We start from the raw sequence: 26,123 nt of genomic DNA, 5'->3' as shown, positions 1-26,123 counted from the left end.
CGTTGCTTCCCGGCCTAGGGTCCAGCCCTCGCCCGCCCGTCAAGCGATTCATGTCTGCAGTTGAGCTGGAGGAGCACGATGGCTCCCAATCTTTCGCCTGTGACCGCGCTCGCGCCCCTACCCATCGACACAAGTCATCCGCAGCCAGCGACGGCCCGGCTCGGCGTGGCCGGAGAGATCGACCTGGCAACCGCACCGGTACTCCGCGACAAGCTGCTCACCCTGTTGCGGGATCAGACTCCCGCAGTCCTCGTCGTGGACCTCGCCGGGGTTGCGTTCCTGGACTGCGCCGGCATCGGCGCGCTCGTCGGCGTGCGCAACGCCGCTGGCGAGGCCGGATGCGAGCTGCGAGTCACCGATCCGCAACCCTTCGTTCGCCGCGTCTTGGAGGTGACCGGGCTGCTCGGCATCTTCACCGCCCCCATCGAACAGCCGCAGCACCTTCCTCCAAGATCGGAATATCCGTCCGGGACGAGGCCCGCCCCTGCGGTCGCGGCGGAGCCACCCGGCGTGGTGGCCGCCTGACGGACGCCTCCGCTGTCGGTGGCGATGATGGCGGATCAGGCCAGCGAGATGGACGAGTTTGGCTCTGGTGTGGGCCTTCGGCCTGTCCGGAGTTCCACAGGTGGACAGGCCGGCGAGGACGGCTTGGTAGTCGTGGTGAAGCTCGTCGGCGAAGTGGCGTAGGTGGGGAAGGTTGTCCGCGGACGTCGTTGATCCAGTCCGGTAGGTGCTGGTGGTCGGTGAGATTGGTCAGCACGTGGCGAAGGTGCGCACGTGGCGGGTGGCAGCCAGGTGCGGACATGCCGCTTGGACGTCGTGCAGTTTCGTCCGTCTGTTCGGGCGGAAGCCGGTCCGGGCGGATCAGCAGCGGGGTCGCCGCAGTGCGGGGTGCCGGGATCGGCCGTGGTGCCAGCGGGACGACCACACCGCGTTTGATCAGGTGGACGTAGAGGTTGACGGTACTGCTGCTGCCGGTATGGGCGTGCGCTCGCGGATCATATCCGCCGACAACCCGCACGACGCGATCTTCGCCTCCCGGCGGGGCACCTGGCTGTCCCCGCAGAACGTTCGTCGCCAGTGGCCTGCATCGTCAAGCCCGCCTCGCCCGGACAGTTCTCACTTACTGGAACAGCTCGGCGCAAGTCAGGCGGCTACCGACCCTGAACGCCGAGGTCGCAGCCACACCGAGCCGCGTAGCCCTGCACGAACGGCAGCGGCGCCGCACCCGCCGCCATGTCGAACCTGATCGTCGGCAGGCGTTTTGGGGGTTCGGGGGCTGATTCAGCACCATATAGACAAACATGAGGCCCTGACCATCATTTCTGCTGGTCAGGGCCCCTCGCTGAGCCGCCTGACGGAATCGAACCGTCGACCTACGCATTACGAGTGCGTCGCTCTGACCGACTGAGCTAAGGCGGCAACGCCGGCAAGTGTACGACACCGGGCGCCGACCCGGCTCGGGGGTTTCCCGGCGGTGTGCCTCGGCTGACGATCAGGACACCGCCCCAACCCGTCCCAACCGTTCCCGGCGCTCCGCCGGATCCCGGCCAGAATTCGCCGCTGCACCACCCGAAGCCGCCGCTGAACCGCCCGGAACGGTCGGCAGGAAGACAGTGCGGTAACGGGCGCCCCGACTAGGCTGCCATCGATGACCGATCACCAGGCGCCGCCGATCCCGGCGCAGCCGGCAGCCCCACTCCGACCCGGCAGCCTCGATCCGCGCGAACTCGGCTTCACCCCGCAGCGCCCGGTGCCCTGGCTGGCGCCGCTGCTGCTGATCAGCACCGGGCTGCGTACCCTGCTGGCCCTGCTCTTCGGTGCGTACCTGGACAAGCGGGAGTTGCAGAACTCGCTGCCCGGCACGGTGACCCGGCAGGTCGGCCCGGACGGCGACCTGTGGCTGGACTTCGTGGCCGACCTCGGCGACGGGTTCAACGCCACCTACTCGGTCGCCTACCTGCTCACCCGCCCGGAGCTGGAGGTGGACGGGCACCGGCTGCCGCGCGGCCAGATGCTGGTGATGGGCGGCGACCAGGTCTATCCGACGGCCAGCGGCGAGGCGTACGAGAACCGGTGCAAGGGCCCCTACCAGGCGGCGATGCCGCAGCCGCCGGCCGACGGCCCGTCCCCGGTGCTCTACGCCGTCCCCGGCAACCACGACTGGTACGACGGCCTCACCGCGTTCCTGCGGCTCTTCGTCCGCTCCCGGGACGACAACGTCGGCGGCTGGCGTACCCCGCAGAGCCGGTCGTACTTCGCGGTCGAACTACCGGCCGACTGGTGGCTGTTCGGGCTGGACGGGCAGTCCGGGGTCTACCTCGACGACCCGCAACTGCGCTACTTCGAGGAGGCGGCGAAGAAGCTCAGCGCCGAGTCGAAGGTGATCATCGCGGTGCCGGAACCGAGCTGGGTCAAGGCCGTCGACAAGCCCCACGAGTACGACACCATCGACTACTTCATCCGTACCGTGGTCGCGCCGACCGGCGCCCAGGTGCGGCTGCTGCTCTCCGGCGACCTGCACCACTACGCCCGGTACACCGGACCGGACCGCGACCTGGTCACCTGCGGTGGCGGCGGCGCCTACCTCTATCCCACCCACAAGTTGCCGGCCCGGATCGAGGTGCCGCCGAAGGACACCCTGGTCCGGCGGGCCAGCACCAGCCAGTCGTACGAGCTGGCCGGCCGCTATCCGGACGCGGCCCGGTCCCGGCGGTACGGCTGGGGCATCTTCGGCCGGCTTCCGCTGCGCAACCCGGGCTTCACCACCCTGCTCGGCGGGCTGCACACGCTGCTGATGCTGGCCATGGCCGGGGTGGTGGCGCCACGCTCCGAGGCGACGGCCCAGCGGCTGTTCAGCATCCCGCTCGCCATCATGCTGATCATCACGCTGGTCGGCGCGGTCTTCTTCGCCAAGCCGCCGAGTGCCAGCGGCAAACGGCACGCCCGGCACTGGATCCTCGGGCTCTGTCACGGGTTCGCCCACATCGGGCTGGCCGCCGCCGGCACCTGGCTCTGGCTCCAGCTCTTCTTCCACGCCTGGCCGTGGCCGCTGCCGGTGGTCGCGGCGGCGGTGGTCTACGGGCCGATCGCCGGCCTGGTGGCCAGCCAGCTCACCGCGCTGTATCTGCTGGTGGCCGGCTCCTTCGGAGTCAACCTCAACGAACTCTTCGCCGGTCAGGGCATCGAGGACGCCAAGAGCTTCCTCCGGCTGCACATCGCCGCCGACGGCACGCTCACCGGCTATCCGGTCGCGGTGGACAGGATCTGCCGGCGCTGGCAGGCCGACCCGGACGGCGCCCCGGACGCTGCCTGGCTCACACCGGGCCAGCCACTGCCGTTCCGGCTCGCCGAACCGCCGTTCACGCTCCGCTGACCCGGCCGGCCGGCGGAAGGTCAGCCGGCGTAGTGCTCGTCGTGGGCCTTGCGCGGGCCGCAGACCGAGGCGCGGCTGCACGAGCAGCGGGATCCGTCGGCATCCATCCGGACCACCACCGAGTCGCGCGGCACGCTGTGCGCGACCACCCGACCGGAGCCTTCCGGAGTGGAGACCCGGGACCCGATCGCCGGCGCAGACGCCTGGAACTGCTGGTAGAGCGGATGTTCGTACTTCAGACAGCACATCAGCCGCCCACAGGCACCGGAGATGCGCAGCGGGTTGAGCGGCAACTCCTGGTCCTTGGCCATCCGGATGGTCACCGGCTCGAAGTCGGTCAGGAAGGTGGCGCAGCAGAGGTCACGCCCGCAGGAACCGATGCCGCCCTGCACCCGGGCGGAGTCCCGGGCGGAGAGCTGGCGCAGCTCGACCCGGCAGTGCAGGGTGGCGCCCAGGTCGCGGACCAGCGACCGGAAGTCGACCCGGTGCGGCGCGGTGAAGTAGATGGTGGTCCGGGACCCGTTCGACCCCCCGCTCGGTGTCGACTCGATGACGTGGTCGACGGCGACCACCTTCATCGGCAGCCCGTGTTCCCGGATCAGCCGCTTCGCGGCGACCTTCGCCTCGGCCTTCCGCTTGCGCAGCATCTCGTCGCGGCGCAGGTCCTCCTCGCCGGCCAGGCCGGCCAGCCGGGGAAAGCCGCTGGTGTCGTCCGACACCCACTGCGCGGCCCAGACGCATTCCGCCACCTCGGTCCCCTCGTCGGTGGGGACCAGCACCCGGTCGCCGACCGCCGGCCGCAGCTCACCCGGGTCGAGGTAGTAGAGGCGGCCGTAACGGTTGAAACTGACCGCGCACAGCATGCCCATGCGCTCACCCTACGACGGATCCTGGCGTCCGCCGAACCTCATGCGAACCCGGCGGTCAGCGGCCGGCTCGGGCCGCACGGCCGCACCCGGAGATCACAGCACGATCCGGCCGCCGTCGGGGCGTACGACGGGGACGTCCGGGGGGCGGTGGTCGAGGAGGTCCAGCTCCGCCGCCCAGCGCTGGGGCAGCGCCTCCGCCCGGTCGTACGCCTCGGAGACCGTGGCCAGGATCCGGGCGCCGATCTCGGCGGCGGCCGACTCGACCGGCAGCCCTCCGGGCGTCACGCCGGACGGCGCCGCCCCGAACCCGTCGCCACGGACCGTCAGCACGGCCACCGCCTCCGCCGAACCGAGCACGTCGGCGAGGGTGCGGGCCAGCGCGTACCGGGTGTCGGCGATCCACCCGGCCACCGCCTCGGCGTACGCCGCCGTGGCGTCCGCCCGCCCCGCCAGGTCGGTCAGGTGACCCGCCAGCCCGGTGCGGTGTGCCGCGTACGCCTCGGCGGCCGGGCCCTGCCACGAGCCGCCGTCGGCCACTACCGCCCCGGCCTCGCGGTAGGTCCGGCGCAGTTCGCCGCTCACCTCACCGGCGGCGGCCAGCTCCCCTCGCCGCAGCCCGAGCACCGCCCGCACGGCGTCGCCGGGCAGCACCCGGAGCCGGCGCAGCAGCGGCCAGATCCGGTGCCCGTCCGGCGCACCGGCGGCGGCGAGGAGATCGTCGACCCGCCCGGACAGCGTGACGGCGGGCTCGGCGAGCTGGTCGAGGACGTCCATCACGCCTCCTCCGGCCGACGGCGGGAGGCCGCCGCGTCGCTGTCGGCGTACGCCGTCTCGGCGATCCGCAGTGCGCTGCCGGTGTCGGTCAGCCGTTCGGCCGTGGCCAGCAGTTCCCGGGCCCGGTTGTCGAGCGCGACCGACCACTGCCGGTGCAGCAGTCCACCGATCTCGCCGAGCCGCCCCGGGCCGTCAGCACCGAAGGCATTGCCGGACGGCCCGGCGTACGGCAGCCGCCGGGCGAGTTCGGCAAGGCGGCCAGCCGCGCCGTCGAGCCGGCCGGCGAGGTCCCGGAGGCCGTCCACTCAGGCCTCCGTCAGTCGGCGGTAATCGCCGAACGTCTCGGTGTAGAGCTTCTCCCGGGCCCACCGGGCGGCGTCGTCGGCGGCCGTGATGGCGGCCCGGAGCGACCGGGCCACCTCCGGTCCGGTACGCACCTGCGATGCGCCCAGGAACCGCACGTCGTTGACCGACCCGTCGGCGGTGACGATCAGCTCGACCAGCCCGTCCGGGGAGCGGACGGTGACCTGCACCCGCCGGATCGCCTCGTCGAACTCGGCCCGCAGCGCCTCGATGCGCCGATAGCGCTCGATCGCCTCCTCGACCCACGACTGGTCGATCTCCCGCGCCACCGGCAGGTCCTCCCGCTTCCCGATGCCCGCTTTTCCGATGCCCGCTTTTCCGATCGCCCGCTTCCCGATGCCCGCCGGGCCGCCACCCCGCACGGGCCGGGCGGGTCAAGTCGTCGTCGGTCTCGCCGGGCGAAGCCGTGCACATCGGCTCACCGAATGTGCCGCCTTCGCTGCGTTACGGCACCGAACCGTACCGGGCGACCCGCCCGAAGGGAACCCTTCGCCCCAAGATCTCCCTGATCAGGACGGAACTCCCGGGCAGTAGGCGAATCGGCCGCCGGTCGGGACGGGCCGCTCAGCCGCGCCAGAGGGCGAGCATCATCGCCTCGACGGCGATCCGCGGCTTGACGTTGGTCTCGATCGCCGTACGGCAGCCGAGCACCGCCTCCAGCCGGCGCAGGGTGCCCTCGGCGGTCCACTTCCCGGCGGCCGAGCCGGCCATCCCGGCGACGTCGGTGTGCACCGGCTCGACCGGAGCACGCAGCGAGAGGGTCAGCACGTCCCGGTAGAAGCCGGCCAGGTCGACCAGGGCCCGGTCCAGCGCGTCCCGCTGGGCGCGGGTGGCCCGGGACTTCTGCCGGCGTTCGAGGTCCTTGAGCTGCCCGGCGGCGCCCCGGATCGCGCCGGACGCGCCCCGCCCGGTGCCCCCGGCGCCGAGCGCGGTCTCCAGCGCAGCCCGCTCGGCCGCGTCGGCCTCGACCACCGCCGACGCCGCCTCGGCCTCGGCCGCCTCGATCAGCGCGGAGGCTGCGTCGAAGCAGGCGCCGACGCCGGTCAGTTTGCGCGGCAGGGCCAGCACGGCCTCCCGCCGCTTGCGGGCTTCCGGGTCCCGGGCCAGCCGGCGGGCCCGGCCGACGTGCCCCTGGGCAGCCGCTGCCGCCCACGCCGCCACGTCTGGCGCGATGCCGTCCCGGTCCCGGAGTACGGCCGCCACCGCCTCGGCCGGCGGCTGGCGCAGCGCCACCACCCGGCACCGGGAGCGGATGGTCACCGAGATGTCGTCCGGGTGCGTGGACGGAGTGCAGAGCAGGAAGACGGTACGCGGCGGCGGCTCCTCGATCGCCTTGAGCAGCGCGTTGCCGGCCGCCTCGGTGAGCCGGTCCGCATCCTCGATGACGAGCACCTGCCAGCGTCCCCCGCTCGGCGTGCTGGCCGCCCGCAGCACCAGGGCCCGCATCTCGCCGACCCCGATGGAGAGCCCCTCCGGCACCACGAACCGTACGTCGGCATGGGTTCCGGCGAGCGCCGTGTGGCAGCCGGCGCACTCGCCGCAGCCGGTGCCCCGGAGGCACTGGAGAGCCGCCGCGAACGCCCGGGCCGCGACCGACCGCCCGGAGCCGGGTGGCCCGGTGAAGATCCAGGCGTGCGTCATCGCGCTGCCGGCACCGGCCACGTCCGGGGTACCGCCGGCCGGGTCGTCCCCGACGGCCGGGCCCGTACCGTCGGGGGCGACGCTCTCCGCGACCGCGGCGGCCCGGATCGTCTCCGCGGCGGCGGCGGCCCGGCGGAGCAGGTCGACCGCCTCGGGCTGGCCCACCAGGTCGGCGAAGACCTCGGGCATCAGGGTCGCCGTTCGAGTTCGAAGCCGCCCGTCGCGCCGCCGGTGCGGTGCGGTCCGGTCCGGCCCGGCCCGGCGTCGTCGACCGGCTGTCCGGGCCGGCCCACCAACCGGACCGGAGCGGTGGCCGCACCCTCCTGGTCGGTCGGCCGGCCGGTGGCGGCGTCCTCGCTCGCCCGGGTGGCCCCGTCGCCGTCGGTCCCGGCGTCCCCGTCGCCGCGCCCCCGGGTGGCCCCGGCCGCCCGCTCCGGTTCCGCAACCGTCTCGGTGGCGGCCGAGAGATCCGCCCCGGTCCTGGACTCCGCCTCGGCCCGCGATTCCGCCGGCGTCCGCAGCTCGGCTTCGGATAACTCCGGCCGGGCCGAGGTGTCCGGCGGGCTCGCCGGTTCCGGATGGCCGGTCGCATCCGGGTCGGCGAGCATCCCGGTGACCCGCTCGGCCACCGCCGCCGCCAGCTCGTCGACCGGCCGGGAGGCGTCGAGCACCAGGTAGCGCTTGGGGTCGGCGGCGGCCAGGTCGAGGAAGGCGTACCGGACCCGGTCGTGGAAGTCGATCGACTCGCCCTCCAGCCGGTCCGGGTCGCCGCCCCGGGCGTCCACCCGGATCAGACCGGTCCGGGGTTCGATGTCGAGCAGTACCACCAGGTCGGGCTTGAGGCCGCCGGTGGCCCAGGAGGAAAGCCAGGAGACCTCCTCGACCGGCAGGGTCCGGCCGGCGCCCTGGTAGGCGAGGGACGAGTCGACGTACCGGTCGCTGATCACCACCGCGCCGCGGGCCAGCGCCGGGCGGACCACCGTGGCGACGTGGTGGGCCCGGTCGGCGGCGTAGAGCAGTGCCTCCGCCCGGGGGGCGAGCGCGTCCGGGCCGCTGGTCCCGCCGAGCACGAGGCCGCGGATCTGCTCCCCGACCCCGGTCGCGCCCGGCTCCCGGGTCACCACCACCTCGCGGTGCCGCCGGCGCAGCGCCTCGGCCAGCCTGGCCACCTGGGTCGACTTGCCGGCGCCCTCGCCGCCCTCGAAGACCACGAAGGCTCCGGTCGAGGCGAACGGCTCGGCCGGGAAGAGCGGACGCCCCCGGATCGAGCCCCAGAGGTCGGACAGCACCGGTACGCCCGGCTTGTCGTCCATCTGGCGGAACGCCTTGATCCCGGTGAGGATGCCGGCCACCCCGGCGACCAGCAGCAGCAGTCGGGTCGAGGAGACCGAGATGCCCAGGTCGGCGATGCGCAGTTGCCAGGAGCCGCCGACGCCGACCAGCAGGCTGCTCACCGAGATGGCCAGGATCAGCACCAGCCTGGTCCCGGTCTGCACCACGGCGAAGACCCGGCCGCGTACCTCGTCGGCGATCTCCCCGCCGAGCAGGGTGGTACCGGCCAGGAAGGCCATTCCGGCGCCCGCGCCGACCAGTACCGCGCCGAGGATCGCCATGGAGAGGTGGATGGAGCCGGCGAGTACCAGCACCGAGGCGCTGGCCAGCACGATGCTCATGCCGAACCAGCGCCGCCGGGACATCTCCCGGACGATCATCGGTCCGAGCCCGATGCCGAGCGACAGGCCGAGGAAGATCGCGCCGAAGAGCAGGGAGAATGCTGCCTCACCGGCGGCCAGCGACTTGGTGAAGAAGTTCGCGGTGCCGATCACCACACCGCCACCGGCGAACGCGCCGAAGATGCCGAGCACCAGACCCCGGACCAGCGGAGTCTTGCCGATGAACCGCCAGCCGTCGACGAACTGGCGCAACGCGCTCTGCTCGACCTGCTGGACACTCCGACGATCGCCCCGGCCGCTGATCTCCCGAATTCCGAAGAAGACCACCAGCGCGGTGGCCAGCCGGCTCAACGAGTTGACGTAGAGGGCCAACTGGGCCGGTTCGGCCCAGTCCGGCGGCGGTCCACCGGCGGCGGCTCGCACGCTGCGGTCCAGCACCGCGGCGACGATGGCGGCCAGCACCGGGGTGACCCCGTAGGTAGTGATCAGCGTGAGCTGGTTGGCCACCTCCAGCCGGGTCCGCGGGATCAGGTTCGGGACCGCGGCCTCCTTGGCCGGGATCCAGATCAGGGTTATCGCCTCGATCAGGAAGGTGGCGACCGCCGCCCAGCCGACCACCAGACCACCGCCGACGTCGAGCAGGGCGGCGAGCGGGATCGAGGCAAACAGCACGAACCGCAGCAGATCGCAGATGACCATGGTGAGGCGCCGGTCGAACCGGTCGGCCAGCACCCCGGCGATCGGGCCGAGAACCAGCGCCGGGAGCAGCCGGACCGCGATCACGCCGCCGAAGGCGAGGCCCTTGGCGGTGTCGCCGGTGACCTGGGAGGCGGCGAAGAGCGAGGTGGCCAGCAGGCCGAGCCAGTCACCGAACGAGGCGGCGCCGAGCACCAGCCAGAGCCGGCGGAACGGACGGATCCGCATGACCGAGCGGAGCGCCTGGTAGCCGGTCCGGTCGACCGGACCGGCGGCGGTAGGTGGCGTGGGAGTACCGGGCGGCGACTGCGCTGTGCGCTCCGCGCTCCTGTCGTTGTCGTCGATGGTCGTACCCCTCCGCGCCCCGGCCCATGGCTGGGCTCCCCCGAGCACACTCTAATCGCGGTACGGATCCGCCCCGACCCCGACATTCCCCGGAACCGGGGCCTAGGGGTCGCCCGCGGATCTCCGGGCGGTCCGCGTCGCGCCCCTACGGGCGGGCCACGCCACGCCCGAAAGACACGAGAGAGTTTCGCATTATCGCCCCGGGGGTTAGCGTGCTCGAATGGCCACCGAACGCGACCTGCTGCGTCGTCGTCTGGACCGGGCGACCGCGCACCTCGAACCACCCTTCGCCGTGGTCGACCTCGACGCGTTCGACGCCAACGCCAGCGCCCTGACCGACCAGGCCGGCGGCAAGCCGCTCCGGGTCGCCAGCAAGTCGCTGCGCTGTCGGGCCCTGCTCGGCCGGGCCCTGGCCGGACCCGGCTGGGGCGGCGTGATGGCGTACACGCTGGCCGAGGCGATCTGGCTGGTCCGCAGCGGCGTGACCGACGACGCGCTGGTCGGCTACCCGAGCACCGATCGGCAGGCGCTGGCCCAGCTCGCCGCCGACCCGGAGCTGGCCGCCAAGATCTGCCTGATGGTGGACAACCCCGCCCAACTCGACCTGGTCGACGCGGTCGCCACTGCCGGCTCCCGCGCAGAGATCCGGACCTGCCTCGATCTGGACGCGTCCTGGCGGCCGATGGCCAACGCCTTCGGTGGCCGGCTGCACGTCGGCATCCGCCGCTCACCGGTGCACTCGGCCGGCGAGGCCAGCACGCTGGCCGGCGCCGTCGCACAGCGGCCGGGCTTCCGGCTGGTCGGTTTGATGGCGTACGAGGCACAGATCGCCGGGCTCGGCGACGCACCGCCCCGGCAGGCTGTCCGTGGTGCCACCATCCGGCTGCTGCAACGGCGGTCGTACCGGGAACTGGTGCACCGGCGCGCGGCGGCGGTCGCGGCGGTACGCGACCACGCCGACCTGGAGTTCGTCAACGGTGGCGGCACCGGCAGCGTCGCACTGACCGCGGCGGACCCGGCGGTAACCGAGATCACCGCCGGGTCGGGCCTGTACGGGCCGACGCTGTTCGACGCCTACCGGAGCTGGCGGCCCCGACCGGCGGCGTTCTTCGCGCTGCCGGTGGTCCGCCGTCCCGCCGCCAGGGTGGTGACCCTGCTCGGCGGTGGTTGGGTGGCGTCCGGGCCGGCCGACCGGACCCGGCTGCCCACTCCGTGGCTGCCGCCGGGTCTGCGGCTGACCGGCACCGAGGGCGCCGGGGAGGTGCAGACCCCGGTGACCGGTGCCGCCGCCGAGTCGCTGCGGGTCGGCGACCGGGTCTGGTTCCGGCACGCCAAGGCCGGCGAGCTGGCGGAACACGTCGGCGAGCTGCACCTGGTGGAGTCGGACCGGGTCGTGGGCACGGTGCCGACCTATCGCGGCGAGGGCCGGGCCTTTCTCTGAGCGCGCACCGGCCGGCCGCGGTACTGGTTGGACCGGTGGCCGGCTAGCCGGCCGAGGGAGCGGCGTCGACGTGCCGGTGCAGGTACTCCCGGATCAGCGCGGTCGCCTCGGTCAGCACCTTCTCGTCGCCCTCCGGATCGCGCCGGAAGGCCAGTTTGATCAACGCGTCGGCCGCCTCGACCGCGATCTCCAGCGCGAAGCGCAGCCGGGGCGCGTCGCTGGTGCCGAACTGCTCGACCAGCACCCGGGCCAACTGCTCGGCGATGACGCCGTTGTTGTCCCGGTCCTCGTCCAGCAGGTGCACGTCGACGACGTCACCGAAGTGCAGGGTACGGAAGCCGGGCACCCTCCGGTGCATCGTGATGTACTCGTCGATCGCGGCGTCGACCCCGTCCCACCAGTGGGTCAGGTCGCCCCGGGAGAACCGGTCGCTGAGCCGCTCCAGGTACGCCTCCATGTTGCGCAGGGTCAGTGCCTGCACGATCGCTCGCTTGTCTGGGAAGAACTGGTACACCGACCCGATGGCCACTCCGGCGCGCTCGGCGAGCAGGGTCGTGGTCAGCCCCTCGTAGCCGACCTCGTCGACTATCTCGGCACAGGCGTCGAGCATGCGCTGGACCCGGGCGACGCTACGGCCCTGCACCGGTACGCGGCGCAGTGGACCGGATGTGGCGGTTGACGTGGACACTCGTCGCCACTCCCTTTCGACGGGGTGAAGGTTACTAGGCGTCACGGTTTCGAAACGCTATCCGGACTAACGAGCCGAACGGATATCGGTATTTACTCGCCGTGACGATCCTGATTTACTCGCCCTGGTACACGTTGACGTGAGTCTAATTCATGTTTGTCCATCGGCGACCTGGTCAGAGCCAGGGGAGGTCAGATGAGCGGGCGTACCGCACCACCCGGAGTCACCTCCTCGTGGTCCAACTGGGCCGGCAACCAGCGCGTCACCGGCGACGCGCTGCGACCGTCGACCGTGGACGAGGTCGTCGCCACGATCCGGGCCGCCCGGACCACCGGCCGGCGGATCAAGCCGGTCGGTAGTGGCCACTCGTTCACCGCGATTGCCCGGGCCGACGACCAGCGGGTCGATCTCACCGCGCTGACCGGACCGGTCCGGATCGATTCCGGGCGTCGGCTGATCACCGTACCGGCTGGGATCACCCTGCACGCGCTCAACGAGGTGCTCGCCGGACACGATTTGGCGCTGGCCAATCTCGGCGACATCGACGCGCAGACGCTGGCCGGGGCGATCTCCACCGGTACCCACGGCACCGGCGCCGGCTACGGCTGCCTCTCCACCTTCGTCGCCGGACTCACCCTGGTCACCGGGACCGGTGAGTTGCTGGAGTGCTCCGCCGACCGGAACGCCGACGTCTTCGCGGCGGCCCGGGTCGGGCTCGGCGCCCTCGGGGTGATCACCGAGGTGACGCTGAACTGCGTGGACGCCTTCGTGCTCCGCGCCGACGAGCGCCCGGCACCGCTGCCCGAGGTCCTCGCCGAGCTGCCCGAACTGGTCGCCGGAAACGACCACTTCGAGTTCTACTGGTTCCCGTACACCGACCGGGTACAGGTGAAGGTCAACAACCGGGTACCCGCCGACGACCGGCCGCTGCCCCGGTTCCGGAGCTGGCTGGACGACGACTTCCTGGCCAACTCCGTCTTCGCCGGAGCCTGCCGGCTCGGCCGGGCCGCCCCGGCCCTGGTACCGACGATCTCCGCCGTCTCCGCCCGGGCGCTCACCGCGCGCAGCTACACCGCCCGCTCCGACCGGGTCTTCTGCACCCCGCGCCGGGTCCGGTTCGAGGAGATGGAGTACGCCCTGCCCCGGCCCGCCCTGCCGGAGGCACTGGCCGGGCTGCGCCGGGTGATCGACGAGCTGCCGTTCCGGGTGCTCTTCCCGGTCGAGGTCCGGTTCACCGCCCCGGACGACATCTGGCTCTCGCACGGCCACGGGCGCGAGTCGGCGTACGTGGCGATCCACCAGTACGCCGGGATGCCCGCCGAGCCGTACTTCCGGGCCTTCGAACGGATCGCCACCGAACTGGGCGGCCGGCCGCACTGGGGCAAGCTGCACTACCGGGACGCCGGGTCGCTGCGCCCGGCGTACCCTCGGTTCGCCGACTTCCTGGCCGTGCGGGACCGGCTCGACCCGGACCGGCTCTTCGCGAACTCCTACACCGAGCAGGTGCTCGGGGCCTGACCCGGCCGGAAATCGTTCGGCCCCGGGCCGGGCGATGCCTTATACAGGCCCGGTGACGAGCCACATGCCGCGGATGCGACCCTACTCGGACGCCGACCTGCCGCGCCTGTCGCGGACCTTCGCGGCCTGGATCGCCGAGGCCGGCCGGTGCGGATACGACCACGTCGGCGAGGTGCCGCACCGGATCTACGAGAACCTCCGGGGCCGACCGCCGGGTGAGCTGGTCCAGCTCTGGGAGTCCGCCGACGAGATCGTCGGGCTCGCGGTCAACCTGCGCTTCGGCGCCGCGTTCGACGTCTTCACCGCGCCCGCGCTGCGCGGCACCGCCGCCGAGGTCGAGATGCTTCGCACGGCGTACCGGACCACCACCCGGGCGATGACCGCCGACCAGCCGTACGTGCTGACCGACGTCTTCGACTGCGACAGCATCCGGATCCGGCTGCTCACCGAACTCGGGTTCGCCCGGTTCCGCACCTGGGACGACGTCACCGTCCGGCAACTCACCGGCCCGGTCGACGCGCCGGTCGCACCGGAGGGCTTCGTACTGCGTACCGCCCGGCCGGCCGACGCCGGGCAGCTCGCCCTGGCCCGCAACTCGGCGTTCGACGCGGACTGGACCGCCGAGCTGTACCGGTCGGCGGTGATGACCCGGCCCGGCTACTCCGCCGAGCGGGAGATCGTCGCCGAGGCACCGGACGGGCGGATCGCCGCCTTCACCGTCTACTGGCTCGACGGGCGCAACCGGGTCGGCCACTTCGAGCCGGTCGGCACGCACCGGGACTTCAACCGGCGCGGGCTGGCCCGGGCGGTGATGCTGACCGCGATGCACCGGATGCGGGCGGCCGGGATGGCGACGGTGACCGTCAACTACAACGCGGACAACCTGCCGGCCCAGCGGCTCTACGCCTCGCTCGGCTTCCGCCGCGAACACCAGACGTACGGCTTCCGCCGTCCCCGGCCCGACCCGCCGACGACCTGACCGCCGCCGGCCGGCTTCAGTCCGAGCCAAGATCTCGGCGAGTTGTGGCTCGCGGGAACCCCCAACTCGCCAAGATCTCGCCGACCCACCCCCGCCGGGCGAGTGCGGGGGTCAGTCGGTCGGGTCGGCGGCGGTGGTGGCCTTCCGCGGGGCGGCCTTCTTCGCGGGAGCCTTCTTCGCCGCCGCCTTCGCGGCGGTGGTCTTCTTCGCGGCGGTCTTCTTGGCCGCGGTCTTCTTCGCGGCCGTCTCGCCGTCGGTCGCCTTCGCCGCCGCCTTCTTGGCGGTCGCCTTCTTGGCCGCCCGCTTGCGCGGCGCCGGACCCTTGGCCCGCTTCTCGGCCAGCATCTCCGACGCCTCCTCCAGGGTCAGCGCCTCCGGAGTCTGGCCGCGCCGCAACGACGCGTTGGTCTCGCCGTCGGTGACGTACGGCCCGAACCGGCCGTCCTTGATCACCAGCGGCTTCTCGGTCAGCGGATCCGCGCCCATCTCCCGCAGTGGCGGGGCCGCCGCCCGGCGCTGCCGGGTCTTCGGCGCCGCCAGCAGTGCCAGCGCCTGGTCCAGGGTGACCGTGAAGAGCTGCTCCTCCGACTCCAGCGACCGGAATTCGTCCCCGCGCTTCACGTACGGGCCGTAGCGGCCGTTCGCGGCCAGCACCTCGGCGCCGTCCGCAGCCACCCCGACCACCCGGGGCAGGGTGAGCAGTTGCAGCGCCTCGGTCATCGTCAGCGACTCCGGCGACTGCGAGCGGAGCAGCGACGACTTGCGCTCGCCACTGGCCACGTACGGGCCGAACCGGCCGGACTTGAGCACGATCGGCTCGCCGGTCTCCGGGTGCTCGCCGAGCTTGCGCTCGCCGCCACCGCCGAGGAACAGCTCGTGCACCTTCTCCGGGGTCAGCTCGTCCGGGGCCACACCCTCCGGGATCGGCGCCCGGTCGCCGGCCGGGGAGGTGTCCTCGGGCGGGCCGCCGTCGCCGGTGTCCCGGGCTGCCGGCTCCGCGCCGGGCAGGCTCCGTTGCAGGTACGGGCCGTACCGGCCGACCCGGACCACGACGTCGCGCCCCTCGTCGTCCCGGAACAGCGGGATCGAGTTCACACTGCGCGCGTCGATCTCGCTCAGGTTCTCGGTGACCATCTTCTTCAGCCCGCCGGACCGGGCCACCGACTGGTCGCCACCCATCTCGCTGCCGAAGTAGAACGAGGTCAGGAAGTCCACCGCCGCGTGGTCGCCACCGGCGATCTCGTCCAGCTCGTTCTCCATCGCGGCGGTGAAGTTGTAGTCGACGAGTCGCGGGTAGTGCCGCTCCAGCAGGCCGACCACGGCGAACGCCAGGAAGGACGGGATCAGCGCCTGGCCGCGCTTGAAGACGTACCCCCGGTCCTGGATCGTCGCCATGATCGAGGCGTACGTGGACGGCCGGCCGATGCCCAGCTCCTCCAGCGACTTGACCAGCGACGCTTCGGTGTAGCGGGACGGCGGCTGGGTGTGGTGCCCGGTAGCGGCCAGTTCCTCGGCGGTCAGCGGCTGGTCCTTGACCAGGTTCGGCAGCCGCCGCTCGGCGTCCTCGGCCTCGGCGTTCTCGTCGTCGGACGACTCCACGTACGCCCGCAGGAAGCCCGGCTCGGTGATGGTCTTGCCGGTCGCGCCGAAGTCGGCCTCCTCGCCCGCGCCGGAGACCGCCCGGATCCGCACCGAGACGCTGGAGCCGACCGCGTCGGTCATCTGGGACGCGATGGTCCGCCGCCAGATCAGCTCGTAGAGCCGGAACTCCTCGGCGGAGAGCTCGTTCGCCAGCTCACCGGGGGTGCGGAAGTTGTCCCCGGCGGGACGGATCGCCTCGTGCGCCTCCTGGGCGTTCTTCACCTTGCCGGTGTAGCGGCGGGGCTCCGGCGGCACGTTCCGCTCGCCGTACAGCTCGGCGATCTGCCGGCGGGCGGCCGAAATGGCCGTCTCCGACAGGTTCACCGAGTCGGTACGCATATAGGTGATGTAGCCGTTCTCGTACAGCCGCTGGGCGGTACGCATCGTCTGCTGCGAGGAGAAACGCAGCTTCCGGGCCGCCTCCTGCTGGAGCGTCGAGGTGATGAACGGCGCGTACGGGCGGCGCCGGTAGGGCTTCTCGTCCACCCGGGTCACAGTGAAAGGCCGCCCGTCGAGGCGGGCGGCCAGTCCACGGGCGCCCGCCTCGTCGAGGTGCATCACCCCGGCACCCGGCTTCACCTGGCCGGTGGTCGGTTCGAAGTCCTTGCCGCTGGCGATCCGGTCGCCGTTGAGCGCGACCAGGGTGGCGGAGAAGTTGCGCGGGCCCTCGGCGGTGCCCCGCACGGCGAGGGTGGCCAGGATGTCCCAGTATTCTGCCGTGCGGAACGCCATCCGCTGCCGCTCGCGCTCGACCACGATCCGGGTGGCCACCGACTGGACCCGGCCGGCGGACAGCCCGGAACGGACCTTGCGCCACAGCACCGGGGAGACCTCGTAGCCGTAGAGCCGGTCCAGGATCCGCCGGGCCTCCTGGGCGTCGACCAGGTCGCGGTCGATCTCGCGCGGGTTCGCCACCGCGGCCTGGATGGCCTGCCGGGTGATCTCGTGGAAGACCATCCGCTTGACCGGCACCTTGGGCTTGAGCGTTTCGACCAGGTGCCAGGCGATGGCCTCGCCCTCGCGGTCCTCGTCGGTGGCGAGGAAGACCTCGTCCACCTCCTTGGCCAGTCGGGTCAGCTTGCTGATCTGCTGCCTGCGGTCCGGCGACACGACGTAGAGGGCGGCGAACCCGTTGTCGACGTCGACCCCGAGCCGGGCCCACGACTCGCCCTTGTATTTGGCGGGCACGTCGTCGGCGTTGCGCGGCAGGTCACGGACGTGACCCAGGCTGGCCTCGACGACGTATCCCGGGCCGAGATAGCCCGAGATCGTCTTGGCCTTCGCCGGTGACTCGACGATGACCAGACGGGTACTCCTGGCGTTGCTCGGCACGTCTCTCCTGACCTCACTCACGATCTTTCCCCCTGCGGACCGCCCTGTCCGCGCTCGCCGCCGGGGCCGGATCGGCCGCCCGGTGGCCAGACGTCCAACGTAACGCGCTCCCCGACCGCAGAGTTGCGCGGCCCGAGAAGAGCACCGCTACGCTGCGGTAACACCGGGTGCAACAACACGGGACGGGCGGTCATGCCGGACGGCGACACCGTACACCCACGGGCGATCCGTGCGGGACCAACCGGACGGATCATGCCCCACTCAGTGGGCCGCTAACCGGATTAACCGAACAAATCTGACTTCCGGCTGTCCGGGATACGACACCGGTCGATCCCTCCGGGGCCTCCGGCGGGCACTCCATCGAGGGTACTCACGACGACAGACCACCCGGCCACTGGCTCGGCGGCGCGGTCGGTGGGCGGTCACCCACCAACTCGGCCAGCCGGGCCAGCCGGCGTCGCCCGGTGATCCGGTACGCCGGACCGCCGGCCCCCGCGTCGAGCAGCACCGCCGGCAGGCCGATCGCGGCCAGCGCCGCACCGACCGGCTCCCAGCACGCCTCGTCGGCGGCACCGAGCCGGAGCACGAAACCGAGCGGCTCGGGAGCGCCGGCCGCCGCCGCCCAGAGCCGCAGCCGGGGACCGGTCAGGAAGAAGTTGCCGGGCGGCCGCTTCACCGTGCCGCGCAGCCAACCCGCCGCCAGCGGGGCGAGCAGGGTGCTGTAGGAGGTCTGCACCCCGTGCTGCTCCGCCACCCGCCCCAGCCAGCTCGCGGTCAACCCCCGGCGGGCCAGCTCGGCGACGAGTACGTGCACCCGCCAGGCGGCGTCCACCATCGTGGTGATCCGGGCGGTGCCACCCATCCGGACCAGCTCGCCCGGCCCGGCCAGCAGCCCGGCGAGGTCACCGACGGACGGGTCGGCGGCCTCCACCCCGAAGAGCGAGAGCTGCCGTACCGGCGGGGCGGCCGGACTCCTCGTCCCATCCGGCCGCGCAGGCTGCTCCCCTGTTGCCCCGGCCGGCTCGGCACCCGGACCGGGCCGCTCCCGCACCACCCCGACCAGCTCAGGCTGCTCGCCCGTTGCCCCGGACCGCTCATCCACAGCCTCGGGCCGTTCGGCCGTTGCCTGGGACTGCTCATCCACAGCCTCGGGCTGCTCGGCCCCTGCTGCGCCGGGCGGCTGGGGCTGGGACTGCTCATCCACGGCCCCGGGCTGCTCGCCCCCTGCCACGCCGGGCGGCTGGGACGGGGGCGGGGCCGGGATCGGGCCGGTCGGCTCCGAGGGCGGGTCGGGCGGGTCGGGTGGCTCGGAGGCCATGCCGGCCGGGTCGGGCGACTCGGCCGGTACGGGCGGGACGGGGGGCGTCAGCGACACTCCGGAACCTCGTCGAAGGCCCGCTTCAACTCCACCGAATCCAGCTCGCTGGTGTCGAGCGAACTGGATTCGTACTCCTTGTTGAGGGTGTCGACCGCGGCCTTGACGCCGTCGTAGAACTCGCCGGCCTGCCCGGTGCCGAGTGCTTCGATCGCCGCGCCGGCCCGGCCGTAGGCGTCCCGGACGGCGGTCAGCGAGGCGACGAAGCCCTTGGAGACCGCCTCACCTTTCTCGGTGTCCGGTACGCCGGCCGCCTCCACCTTCTGCCGGGCGGTCTCGCTGGCCTGTTCGGCACCTCTGAGCAGCCGGACCAGATTCTCCTTGGCCTGCGCCGGACTGGTCTGCGCGGTCATCTGCTGCTGGGTGCTCCGGGTCAGCGTCCCGATCTCGGCCCGCCACGGTGCCAGCGCCGCACAGACCGCGGCGGCCCAGACCTGCGGGGTGGGTCCCCCGGCGCAGCCCCCGAGGAGCAGGGCGATCGTGCACAGGGCCGCCGTGAACCTTCCGGCGGATGCCGTGCGGGGGGTACGCATGCGTTGCAGCGTACGGGTTGGAGCGGGCTTCGCGAGGGGGGTAATCGGCCGAGCCGCCCCGGACCACCCGTCGAACCACCCCGACCCGCCAGCGGTGCCGCACATCGGGCCGCCTCCAGCCGGCCAGCGGTGCCGGACACCAGTCCACCCCGAGCCGGCCGGTGGGAGGGCCCGCCGTCGCCGGTGTGGGGAACGGATCCGGGCCCGTCACGCGTACGCGACGGGCCCGGATCCGGACTGTCCCGCCTCAGACGTTGGCGGTCTGCGGCTGCTGGTCGGAGCTGCCGCTGCCGGCGCCGGTGTCGGAGTCCGACATGGCCACCGGCTTGCGCTTGCTGAACACCACCGCCGCGACGATGATCAGCGCCGCGACGACCGCGACCCCGATCCGCAGCCCGGTGTTCTTGTCCTCGCCGACGCTCCAGGCCACCACTGCCGGGGCGATCAGCAGCGAGACCAGGTTCATCACCTTGATCAGCGGGTTGATCGCCGGCCCGGCGGTGTCCTTGAACGGATCACCGACCGTGTCACCGATCACCGTGGCCGCGTGCGACTCCGAACCCTTGCCGCCGTACGCGCCGTCCTCGACGAGCTTCTTGGCGTTGTCCCAGGCACCGCCCGAGTTGGCCAGGAAGACCGCCATCAGGGTGCCGGCTCCGATGGCACCGGCCAGGTACGCGGCCAGCGCACCCGGGCCGAGCCCGAAACCGACCGCGATCGGCGCCAGGATGGCCAGCAGCCCCGGGGTTATCAGCTCGCGCTGCGCGTCCCGGGTGCAGATGTCGACCACCTTGCCGTACTCCGGCCGCTGGCTGTAATCCATGATCCCGGGCAGCTCGCGGAACTGCCGGCGTACCTCCATCACCACGGCACCCGCCGAGCGGGAGACCGCGTTGATGGCCAGACCGGAGAAGAGGAACACCACCGCGGCACCGATGATCAGGCCGACCAGGTTGCGCGGGTTGGCCACGTTGAACAGCCCGTCGATCGACAGGTCGGAACCCGCGTCCCGCAGTGCCGTGCCCAGCGTGTCGGTGTACGACCCGAACAGCGCGGTGGCCGCGAGCACCGCCGTGGCGATCGCGATCCCCTTGGTGATCGCCTTGGTGGTGTTGCCGACTGCGTCCAGCTCGGTGAGCGTACGCGCGCCCTGCTCGTCGATGTCGCCGGACATCTCGGCGATGCCCTGCGCGTTGTCGGAGATCGGCCCGAAGGTGTCCATCGCGACGATCACGCCGACCGTGGTGAGCAGACCGGTACCGGCCAGCGCCACCGCGAAGAGCGAGAGCGTGAGCGAGCCGCCACCCAGCAGGAACGCGCCGAAGACCCCGGCCGCGATGAGCAGTGCGGAGTAGACCGCCGACTCCAGGCCGACGCTGATCCCGGCCAGCACCACGGTGGCCGGACCGGTCAGCGACGACTTGCCGATGTCCTGCACCGGTCGCCGGTTGGTCTCGGTGAAGTAGCCGGTCAGCGCCTGGATGGCGGCGGCCAGCACGATGCCGATCACCACGGCGCCGATGGCGAGGATCCGCGGGTCGATCGGGTCCGCCGCCCCCTCGGCGAGGCCGAGCGCGCTGCGCCACTCGTTGCCGAGCATCTCGGCCCAGGTGGCCGGCAGGTAGACGAAGGACATCACCGCGACCAGGATCGCCGAGACCACCGCGGAGGCGTAGAACGCCCGGTTGATCGCGGTGAGCCCGGACCGGTCGCCGGCCCGCAGCCGGGTGATGAACACCCCGAGGATGGCGATCAGCACGCCGATGGTGGAGACGATCAGCGGGAAGACCAGCCCGTGCTCGCCGAAGGCGGCCCGGCCGAGGATCAGCGCGGCGACCAGGGTCACCGCGTACGACTCGAACAGGTCGGCCGCCATGCCGGCGCAGTCACCGACGTTGTCGCCCACGTTGTCGGCGATGGTCGCCGCGTTGCGCGGGTCGTCCTCCGGGATGCCCTGCTCGACCTTGCCGACCAGGTCGGCGCCGACGTCGGCCGCCTTGGTGAAGATTCCGCCGCCGACCCGCATGAACATGGCGAGCAGCGCGGCACCGAAACCGAAGCCCTCCAGCACGGTCGGCGCGTCACCCTTGTAGATCAGGACGACCGCCGCCGCACCGACCAGGCCGAGGCCGACGGTGAGGAAGCCGACCACGCCGCCGGTGCGGAACGCGATCTGCATCGCCGCTTCCCGGCCGCCCTGGTGTTCCCGGGCGGCGGCCGCGACCCGCAGGTTGGCGCGGGTGGCCAGGGCCATGCCGGCGCCACCGATGAACGCACTGAACAGGGCACCGACCACGAAGAAGCCCGATCGGCCGATCTTCACCAGCGTCTCGCTGCCCTCGGTCTCGTGCACCGGCAGCAGGAAGAGCAGGATCACGGCGGCCACGACGAAGATGGCGAGGGTGCGGAACTGCCGGAGCAGGTAGGCCGAGGCCCCCTCCTGCACGGCCCCCGCGATCTCCTGCATCTTCTCGGTGCCTCTGCCGGTCGAGAGCACGGCCTTGGTCAGCGCACCCGCGAAGCCGAGCGCCACCAGGGCGATAACCGCCGCGACGACGACGTACGACAGGTTCTCGCCGCCGAGGGACAGCCCGCCACCATCGGCGGCCCTATATACGGACATCTATGTCCTCCTGTACCGAACACTCGCGCCGGGCCGGCGGACGAACCGGCCAGACGTCTCCACGCGTGGAGCGACAAATTCGCAAGCGTTCCGCCGACCCACGGCCCCCGCGATCGGCGAAGCTCCCCCACCCACAGGAGCGGGACCAGCACACTTGCTGATAACCCCGGGTACTCTAGCGGGCCGTCGTGTTGGAGGTCACACAGAGGACCCGCCCGGTCGCGATGATCTTCGTCGCTGTGTTAGCCGCGCGGTTCTGATAATGCGGGTGCCGGCGAGCAGCCGGGCTACCGCCCGAGCGGCCAGGCCATCCGGACCTCGGTACCGACGCCCTCGTCGACCGGACGCACCTGGAGGTCCTCGACAAAGCCCGCGAGCAGGGCAAACCCGACACCCACCGTCAGCGCCTCGTCGGTCAGCGACTCGTCGGCCAGCTCGTCGGGGGGCAGCGCGGCCAACCCCAACCCGGCCTCGATCGGCGCCCGGTCGATCACCCGGACGGTGTACGCCGGACCGTCCGACATCTCGACCAGCACGAGATCGCTCAGCCCGTACTGGCGGTGCAGGGCGACCGCCCGGGCGCAGGCCTCACCGATCGCCAGTCGTACCTCGTCGAGCAGTTCCTCGGGCACGCCGGCCCGCCGGGCCACCGCGACCCCGACCAACCGGGCGGTGCGGACGTGGACCGGGGCCGGGGTGAAGGAGAGTTTGACCTTCGACATCACGCGTCGGCCGTCGACATCAGGCATCGGCACCGGAGGAGTCGGCCGACGTGGCGGCGTCCAGCGTGGGGTAGATCGGGAACACCTGGTCGAGGGCGGTGATCCGGAAGATCTTGAGCAGCGGCTCCTTGTCGCAGATCAGCCCGAAGGTCCCGCCGACGGGACGCAGCCGCTTGAGCGCCCCCACCAGCACGCCGAGGCCGGTCGAGTCGAGGAAGTCCACCCGACCCAGGTCCACCACGATCGCCCGGGACCCGCCGTCGATCAGCTCGACCAGACGTTCGCGCAGCCGCGGAGCGGTGTAGACGTCGACCTCGCCGCCAACCTCCAACACCGTGTACTCACCGATGGCGCGGGTCGTCAGCGACAGATCCATCAGTCCTCCTCTGACCGGCCTGGAACGCTCCTGGGCATCTAACCATCGACCAGCGGACCGTGCAGCGACGGCGGCCCGACCGCGACCCGGCCTTCCGACGCACGTACGAGAGTGCGAGAGTGCAGGGCGTGACGTTTCCCGCAACAGTATCGGCCGGTACCGGGGTCGGGGACTCCCGCCCGGCCGGTCGCCCCGGCGCGGGTGAGCTGCTGGACCTGCTGCGCGCCCGGGCGCACGGCGGCACGACCGGGACCCCGGTGACACATGTCGAGCGGGTGCCGGCCCGGCCGGGCACGGTGGTCGACTGGCCGGAGTGGGTGCCGGCGGAGCTGCGCGCGGCCCTCGCCGGGCAGGGCGTGGTCGCGCCGTGGCGGCACCAGGCCGAGGCGGCCGGGCACGCGTACGCCGGCCGGCACGTGGTGGTCGCCACCGGCACCGCGTCGGGAAAGTCGCTCGCGTACCAGCTCCCGGCGCTGGCCACGCTGCTCGCCGACCCCCGGGCCACCGTCCTCTACCTCGCCCCGACCAAGGCGCTCGCCGCCGACCAGCTCCGGGCCGTCGCCGCGCTGGGCCTCGACGGGGTACGGCCGGCGTGTTACGACGGCGACACCCCGCGCGCCGAGCGGGACTGGATCCGAGCGCACTCCCGGTTCGTGCTGACCAACCCGGACATGCTGCACCACGGCATCCTGCCCGGGCACGCCAGGTGGTCCGCCTTCCTGCGCCGGCTGGCGTTCGTGGTGGTCGACGAGTGTCACACCTACCGGGGCGTCTTCGGATCGCACGTGGCACACGTACTGCGCCGGCTGCGGCGGCAGGCGGCGCGCTATCCGGGTACCCCCAGGTCGGTGCCGGGGCAGCGGGGCGCGGCCGGCGGTCCCGGGCCGGCACCGGACGGGCCGGTCTTCGTGCTGGCGTCGGCGACCTCGGGCGACCCGGCCGCGGCGGCCGAGCGGCTGACCGGGCTGCCGGTCACCGCAATCACCGAGGACACCGCGCCGCGCGGCGGGTTGACCTTCGCGCTCTGGGAGCCGCCGCTGCTGCCGCCCCCGACCGGCGGCCCGGACCCGGCCCACCTCGCCGACGAGGTGACAGCGGGCGCCGGGCTCGACGCCGCCCCGGTACGCCGCTCCGCGTTGCGGGAGACCGCCGACCTGCTCGGCGACACGGTCGCGGCCGGAGTCCGGACGCTGGCCTTCGTCCGGTCCCGGCGCGGGGCCGAGGTGATCGCCACCACCGCCCGGCGCTCGCTTGACGAGGCCGTGCCCGGCCTGGGCGCCCGGGTCGCCGCCTACCGGTCCGGCTACCTGCGCGAGGAGCGCCGCTCGCTGGAGCAGGCGCTGCTCGGCGGTGAGTTACTCGGGCTCGCCTCGACCAGCGCGCTGGAACTCGGCGTCGACCTGGTCGGCCTGGACGCGGTGCTGATCTGCGGCTACCCCGGCACCCGGGCCTCGCTCTGGCAGCAGGCTGGCCGGGCTGGGCGCTCCGGCGGGGAGGCGCTGGCGGTGCTGGTGGCCCGGGACGACCCGCTGGACACCTATCTGGTGCACCATCCGGAGGCGTTGTTCGGCCGGCCGGTCGAGGCGACCGTGCTCGACCCGGCCAACCCGTACGTGCTGGGGCCACAGCTCTGCTGCGCGGCGGCGGAGTCCCCGCTGACCCCGGCCGACCTGGAACTCTTCGGCGAGGGGGCGAAGGAGGCGGTCGACGCGCTGGTGGCCGGCGGCGCGCTCCGGCGGCGCCCGACCGGGTGGTACTGGCGGCACACCGGGCGGCCCGAGGTGGACCTGCGCGGCACCGGCGGCGCCCCGGTGGACGTGGTCGAGTCGTCGACCGGCCGGCTGCTCGGCACGGTCGACCCGGCGTCGTCGCACTTCCAGGTCCACCCCGGCGCCGTCTACCTGCACCAGGGCGTGTCGTACGTGGTGGACGACCTCAATCTCGACGACGGGTGCGCGCTGGTGCACGCCGAGGAGCCGGACTGGTCCACCCATCCCCGGGACGTCACCTCGCTCTCCGTCGTCTCGGTCCGCTCCTACCTCGACTGCGGCCCGGTCGGGATGTTCCTCGGCGAGGTCGACGTGACCAGCCAGGTGGTGTCGTACCAGCGCCGCCGGCTCGCCTCCGGCGAGGTGCTGGCCACCCTGCCGCTGGACCTGCCCGCCCGGGAGCTGCGTACGGTCGCGGTCTGGTTCACTGTCTCGCCGGAGTCGCTGGCGGCAGCCGGAGTGGAGGCGGCCGAGGTACCCGGCGCACTGCACGCGGCCGAGCACGCAGCGATCGGGCTGCTGCCACTGGTCGCCACCTGCGACCGCTGGGACATCGGTGGGCTCTCCACGGCCAACCATCCGGACACCGAGGCGCCGACCGTCTTCGTCTACGACGGGCATCCGGGCGGCGCGGGCTTCGCCGAGCGGGCGTACCGGGCGGCGTCGGCGTGGCTCTCCGCGACCCGGGACGCGATCGCCGAGTGCGGCTGCGAGGCCGGCTGCCCGTCCTGCGTGCAGTCCCCGAAGTGCGGAAACGGCAACAACCCGCTGGCCAAGCCGGAGGCGGTCCGGGTCCTCGACGTGGTGCTGACCAACCTGGCCAAGATGGCTCCGGCCGAGCCCGCTGACACCTGATCGCGCTTGATCACCAGGCCGATCGCGGATAGTCGGTATTCGCATGCATGGATCTATGCGGATCCGGTTAAGTTACGCTGGGAGCGCTTCCACGGATCCGCCTGAGGAGGACGTCGTGGCCGACACCATCGCCGAGACCGTCGAACTGCTGTACACCATCGACCAGGCACATCTGACCGTCGACCAGCAGATCGCTCTCTCGCAGGCGTACGCGGCACTGGCCCAGGCGGAACGCCTGGACCAGATCCACCAGATGCTGCACAGCATCCACCAGGTGCTGAACAGCTGGGTGGTACGCCGGGCCACCGAGGGCAGCATCCGCTGACGGCGTTGGCAGCGGGTCACCCGGTCAGCCACCGGCAGTCCGCCGAGGCGCGGCACCGTCCGCCGAGGGACACACAGAAGGGACCCCGTCCCGCGGATCTTCCGCGAAGGGGTCCCTTCCGCGCAGCCCGAGTTGCCCTCAGCCCGACTTGCCCTCAGCCGGACTTGGCCTCAGCCGGACTTGGCCTCCGGACTTGGCCTGCCGGACTT

The 26,123-nt window shown here is 72.5% G+C and carries 20 protein-coding genes, 1 tRNA gene and 1 pseudogene; 8 read left to right on the top strand and 14 right to left on the bottom strand.

Annotated features, from left to right (window positions below):
* Positions 1–99 precede the first annotated feature (99 nt).
* Together R6Y94_RS36095 and R6Y94_RS36090 are read left to right on the top strand one after the other, a co-directional pair.
* A complete protein-coding gene (locus R6Y94_RS36095) occupies positions 100–525 on the top strand; it encodes an STAS domain-containing protein (protein ID WP_318400961.1) in 426 nt (141 codons plus the stop codon).
* Positions 526–1,000: 475 nt separating this feature from the next.
* Positions 1,001–1,249: pseudogene (locus tag R6Y94_RS36090) on the top strand (hypothetical protein); the annotation flags it as partial.
* Positions 1,250–1,348: 99 nt separating this feature from the next.
* Here R6Y94_RS36090 and R6Y94_RS36085 read toward each other — a convergent pair.
* Positions 1,349–1,422, bottom strand: a tRNA-Thr gene (locus R6Y94_RS36085).
* Positions 1,423–1,651: 229 nt separating this feature from the next.
* On the opposite strand from R6Y94_RS36085, the gene R6Y94_RS36080 reads away from it, so the two are divergent.
* Entirely contained in the window at positions 1,652–3,376 is a 1,725-nt protein-coding gene (locus tag R6Y94_RS36080) for a metallophosphoesterase (RefSeq protein WP_318398849.1), read from the top strand.
* A 20-nt stretch (positions 3,377–3,396) separates the two neighbouring features.
* On the opposite strand, the gene R6Y94_RS36075 is transcribed toward R6Y94_RS36080, so the two are convergent.
* The 6 genes from R6Y94_RS36075 to tmk form a co-directional block, all read right to left on the bottom strand.
* On the bottom strand, positions 3,397–4,245 hold the full coding sequence (locus R6Y94_RS36075) for a regulatory iron-sulfur-containing complex subunit RicT (RefSeq protein WP_318398850.1): 849 nt from the start codon (positions 4,243–4,245) through the stop codon (positions 3,397–3,399).
* 93 nt (positions 4,246–4,338) lie between these two features.
* Positions 4,339–5,019, bottom strand: a complete 681-nt coding sequence (locus R6Y94_RS36070) for a hypothetical protein (protein WP_318398851.1) — start codon at positions 5,017–5,019, stop codon at positions 4,339–4,341.
* Positions 5,019–5,324: a hypothetical protein gene (locus tag R6Y94_RS36065; RefSeq protein ID WP_318398852.1), complete on the bottom strand. Its 306-nt coding sequence runs from the start codon at positions 5,322–5,324 to the stop codon at positions 5,019–5,021. Before R6Y94_RS36065 ends, R6Y94_RS36070 begins: the two co-directional genes overlap by 1 nt.
* Complete coding sequence (locus R6Y94_RS36060; RefSeq protein ID WP_318398853.1) at positions 5,325–5,651, bottom strand: YbaB/EbfC family DNA-binding protein; 327 nt, start codon at positions 5,649–5,651, stop codon at positions 5,325–5,327.
* Positions 5,652–5,946: 295 nt separating this feature from the next.
* A complete protein-coding gene (locus tag R6Y94_RS36055; RefSeq protein WP_318398854.1) occupies positions 5,947–7,212 on the bottom strand; it encodes a DNA polymerase III subunit delta' in 1,266 nt (421 codons plus the stop codon).
* A complete protein-coding gene (tmk, locus tag R6Y94_RS36050; RefSeq protein ID WP_412102909.1) occupies positions 7,212–9,620 on the bottom strand; it encodes a dTMP kinase in 2,409 nt (802 codons plus the stop codon). The genes R6Y94_RS36055 and tmk overlap by 1 nt, the downstream gene beginning before the upstream one ends.
* Before the next feature lie 337 nt (positions 9,621–9,957).
* On the opposite strand from tmk, the gene R6Y94_RS36045 reads away from it, so the two are divergent.
* Positions 9,958–11,178: an amino acid deaminase/aldolase gene (locus R6Y94_RS36045; protein WP_318398855.1), complete on the top strand. Its 1,221-nt coding sequence runs from the start codon at positions 9,958–9,960 to the stop codon at positions 11,176–11,178.
* A 43-nt stretch (positions 11,179–11,221) separates the two neighbouring features.
* Here R6Y94_RS36045 and R6Y94_RS36040 read toward each other — a convergent pair whose 3' ends face one another.
* Positions 11,222–11,866: a TetR family transcriptional regulator gene (locus R6Y94_RS36040; RefSeq protein WP_318398856.1), complete on the bottom strand. Its 645-nt coding sequence runs from the start codon at positions 11,864–11,866 to the stop codon at positions 11,222–11,224.
* Positions 11,867–12,061: 195 nt separating this feature from the next.
* Here R6Y94_RS36040 and R6Y94_RS36035 point away from each other — a divergent pair, with 195 nt between their 5' ends.
* Together R6Y94_RS36035 and R6Y94_RS36030 are read left to right on the top strand one after the other, a co-directional pair.
* Positions 12,062–13,384: a D-arabinono-1,4-lactone oxidase gene (locus tag R6Y94_RS36035; protein WP_318398857.1), complete on the top strand. Its 1,323-nt coding sequence runs from the start codon at positions 12,062–12,064 to the stop codon at positions 13,382–13,384.
* Positions 13,385–13,457: 73 nt separating this feature from the next.
* Positions 13,458–14,363, top strand: coding sequence for a GNAT family N-acetyltransferase (locus R6Y94_RS36030; protein ID WP_318398858.1), 906 nt, complete (start codon positions 13,458–13,460; stop codon positions 14,361–14,363).
* Between the two features lie 111 nt (positions 14,364–14,474).
* Here R6Y94_RS36030 and topA read toward each other — a convergent pair whose 3' ends face one another.
* The 6 genes from topA to R6Y94_RS36000 all read right to left on the bottom strand — a co-directional run bounded on the left by topA (position 14,475) and on the right by R6Y94_RS36000 (position 22,965).
* On the bottom strand, positions 14,475–17,336 hold the full coding sequence (topA, locus tag R6Y94_RS36025) for a type I DNA topoisomerase (RefSeq protein WP_318398903.1): 2,862 nt from the start codon (positions 17,334–17,336) through the stop codon (positions 14,475–14,477).
* A 370-nt stretch (positions 17,337–17,706) separates the two neighbouring features.
* A complete protein-coding gene (locus R6Y94_RS36020; RefSeq protein ID WP_412102910.1) occupies positions 17,707–18,399 on the bottom strand; it encodes a hypothetical protein in 693 nt (230 codons plus the stop codon).
* A 302-nt stretch (positions 18,400–18,701) separates the two neighbouring features.
* Positions 18,702–19,244 carry a hypothetical protein gene (locus R6Y94_RS36015; protein WP_318398859.1) on the bottom strand — a complete coding sequence of 181 codons (543 nt, stop codon included), beginning with the start codon at positions 19,242–19,244 and terminating at the stop codon, positions 18,702–18,704.
* Positions 19,245–19,491: 247 nt separating this feature from the next.
* A complete protein-coding gene (locus tag R6Y94_RS36010; RefSeq protein ID WP_318398860.1) occupies positions 19,492–21,867 on the bottom strand; it encodes a sodium-translocating pyrophosphatase in 2,376 nt (791 codons plus the stop codon).
* Between the two features lie 287 nt (positions 21,868–22,154).
* On the bottom strand, positions 22,155–22,592 hold the full coding sequence (locus tag R6Y94_RS36005; RefSeq protein WP_318398905.1) for an ATP-binding protein: 438 nt from the start codon (positions 22,590–22,592) through the stop codon (positions 22,155–22,157).
* Positions 22,593–22,608: 16 nt separating this feature from the next.
* A complete protein-coding gene (locus R6Y94_RS36000; protein WP_318398861.1) occupies positions 22,609–22,965 on the bottom strand; it encodes an STAS domain-containing protein in 357 nt (118 codons plus the stop codon).
* Positions 22,966–23,024: 59 nt separating this feature from the next.
* Here R6Y94_RS36000 and R6Y94_RS35995 point away from each other — a divergent pair, with 59 nt between their 5' ends.
* On the top strand, positions 23,025–25,589 hold the full coding sequence (locus R6Y94_RS35995) for a DEAD/DEAH box helicase (protein ID WP_412102902.1): 2,565 nt from the start codon (positions 23,025–23,027) through the stop codon (positions 25,587–25,589).
* Positions 25,590–25,704: 115 nt separating this feature from the next.
* Positions 25,705–25,914, top strand: a complete 210-nt coding sequence (locus tag R6Y94_RS35990) for a hypothetical protein (protein ID WP_107262234.1) — start codon at positions 25,705–25,707, stop codon at positions 25,912–25,914.
* The last annotated feature ends 209 nt before the right edge of the window (positions 25,915–26,123 follow it).

This window comes from Plantactinospora sp. KLBMP9567, from assembly GCF_033446045.1.
Taxonomy (GTDB): Bacteria; Actinomycetota; Actinomycetes; order Mycobacteriales; family Micromonosporaceae; genus Plantactinospora.
This window is presented reverse-complemented; position numbering and strand designations above follow the sequence as displayed.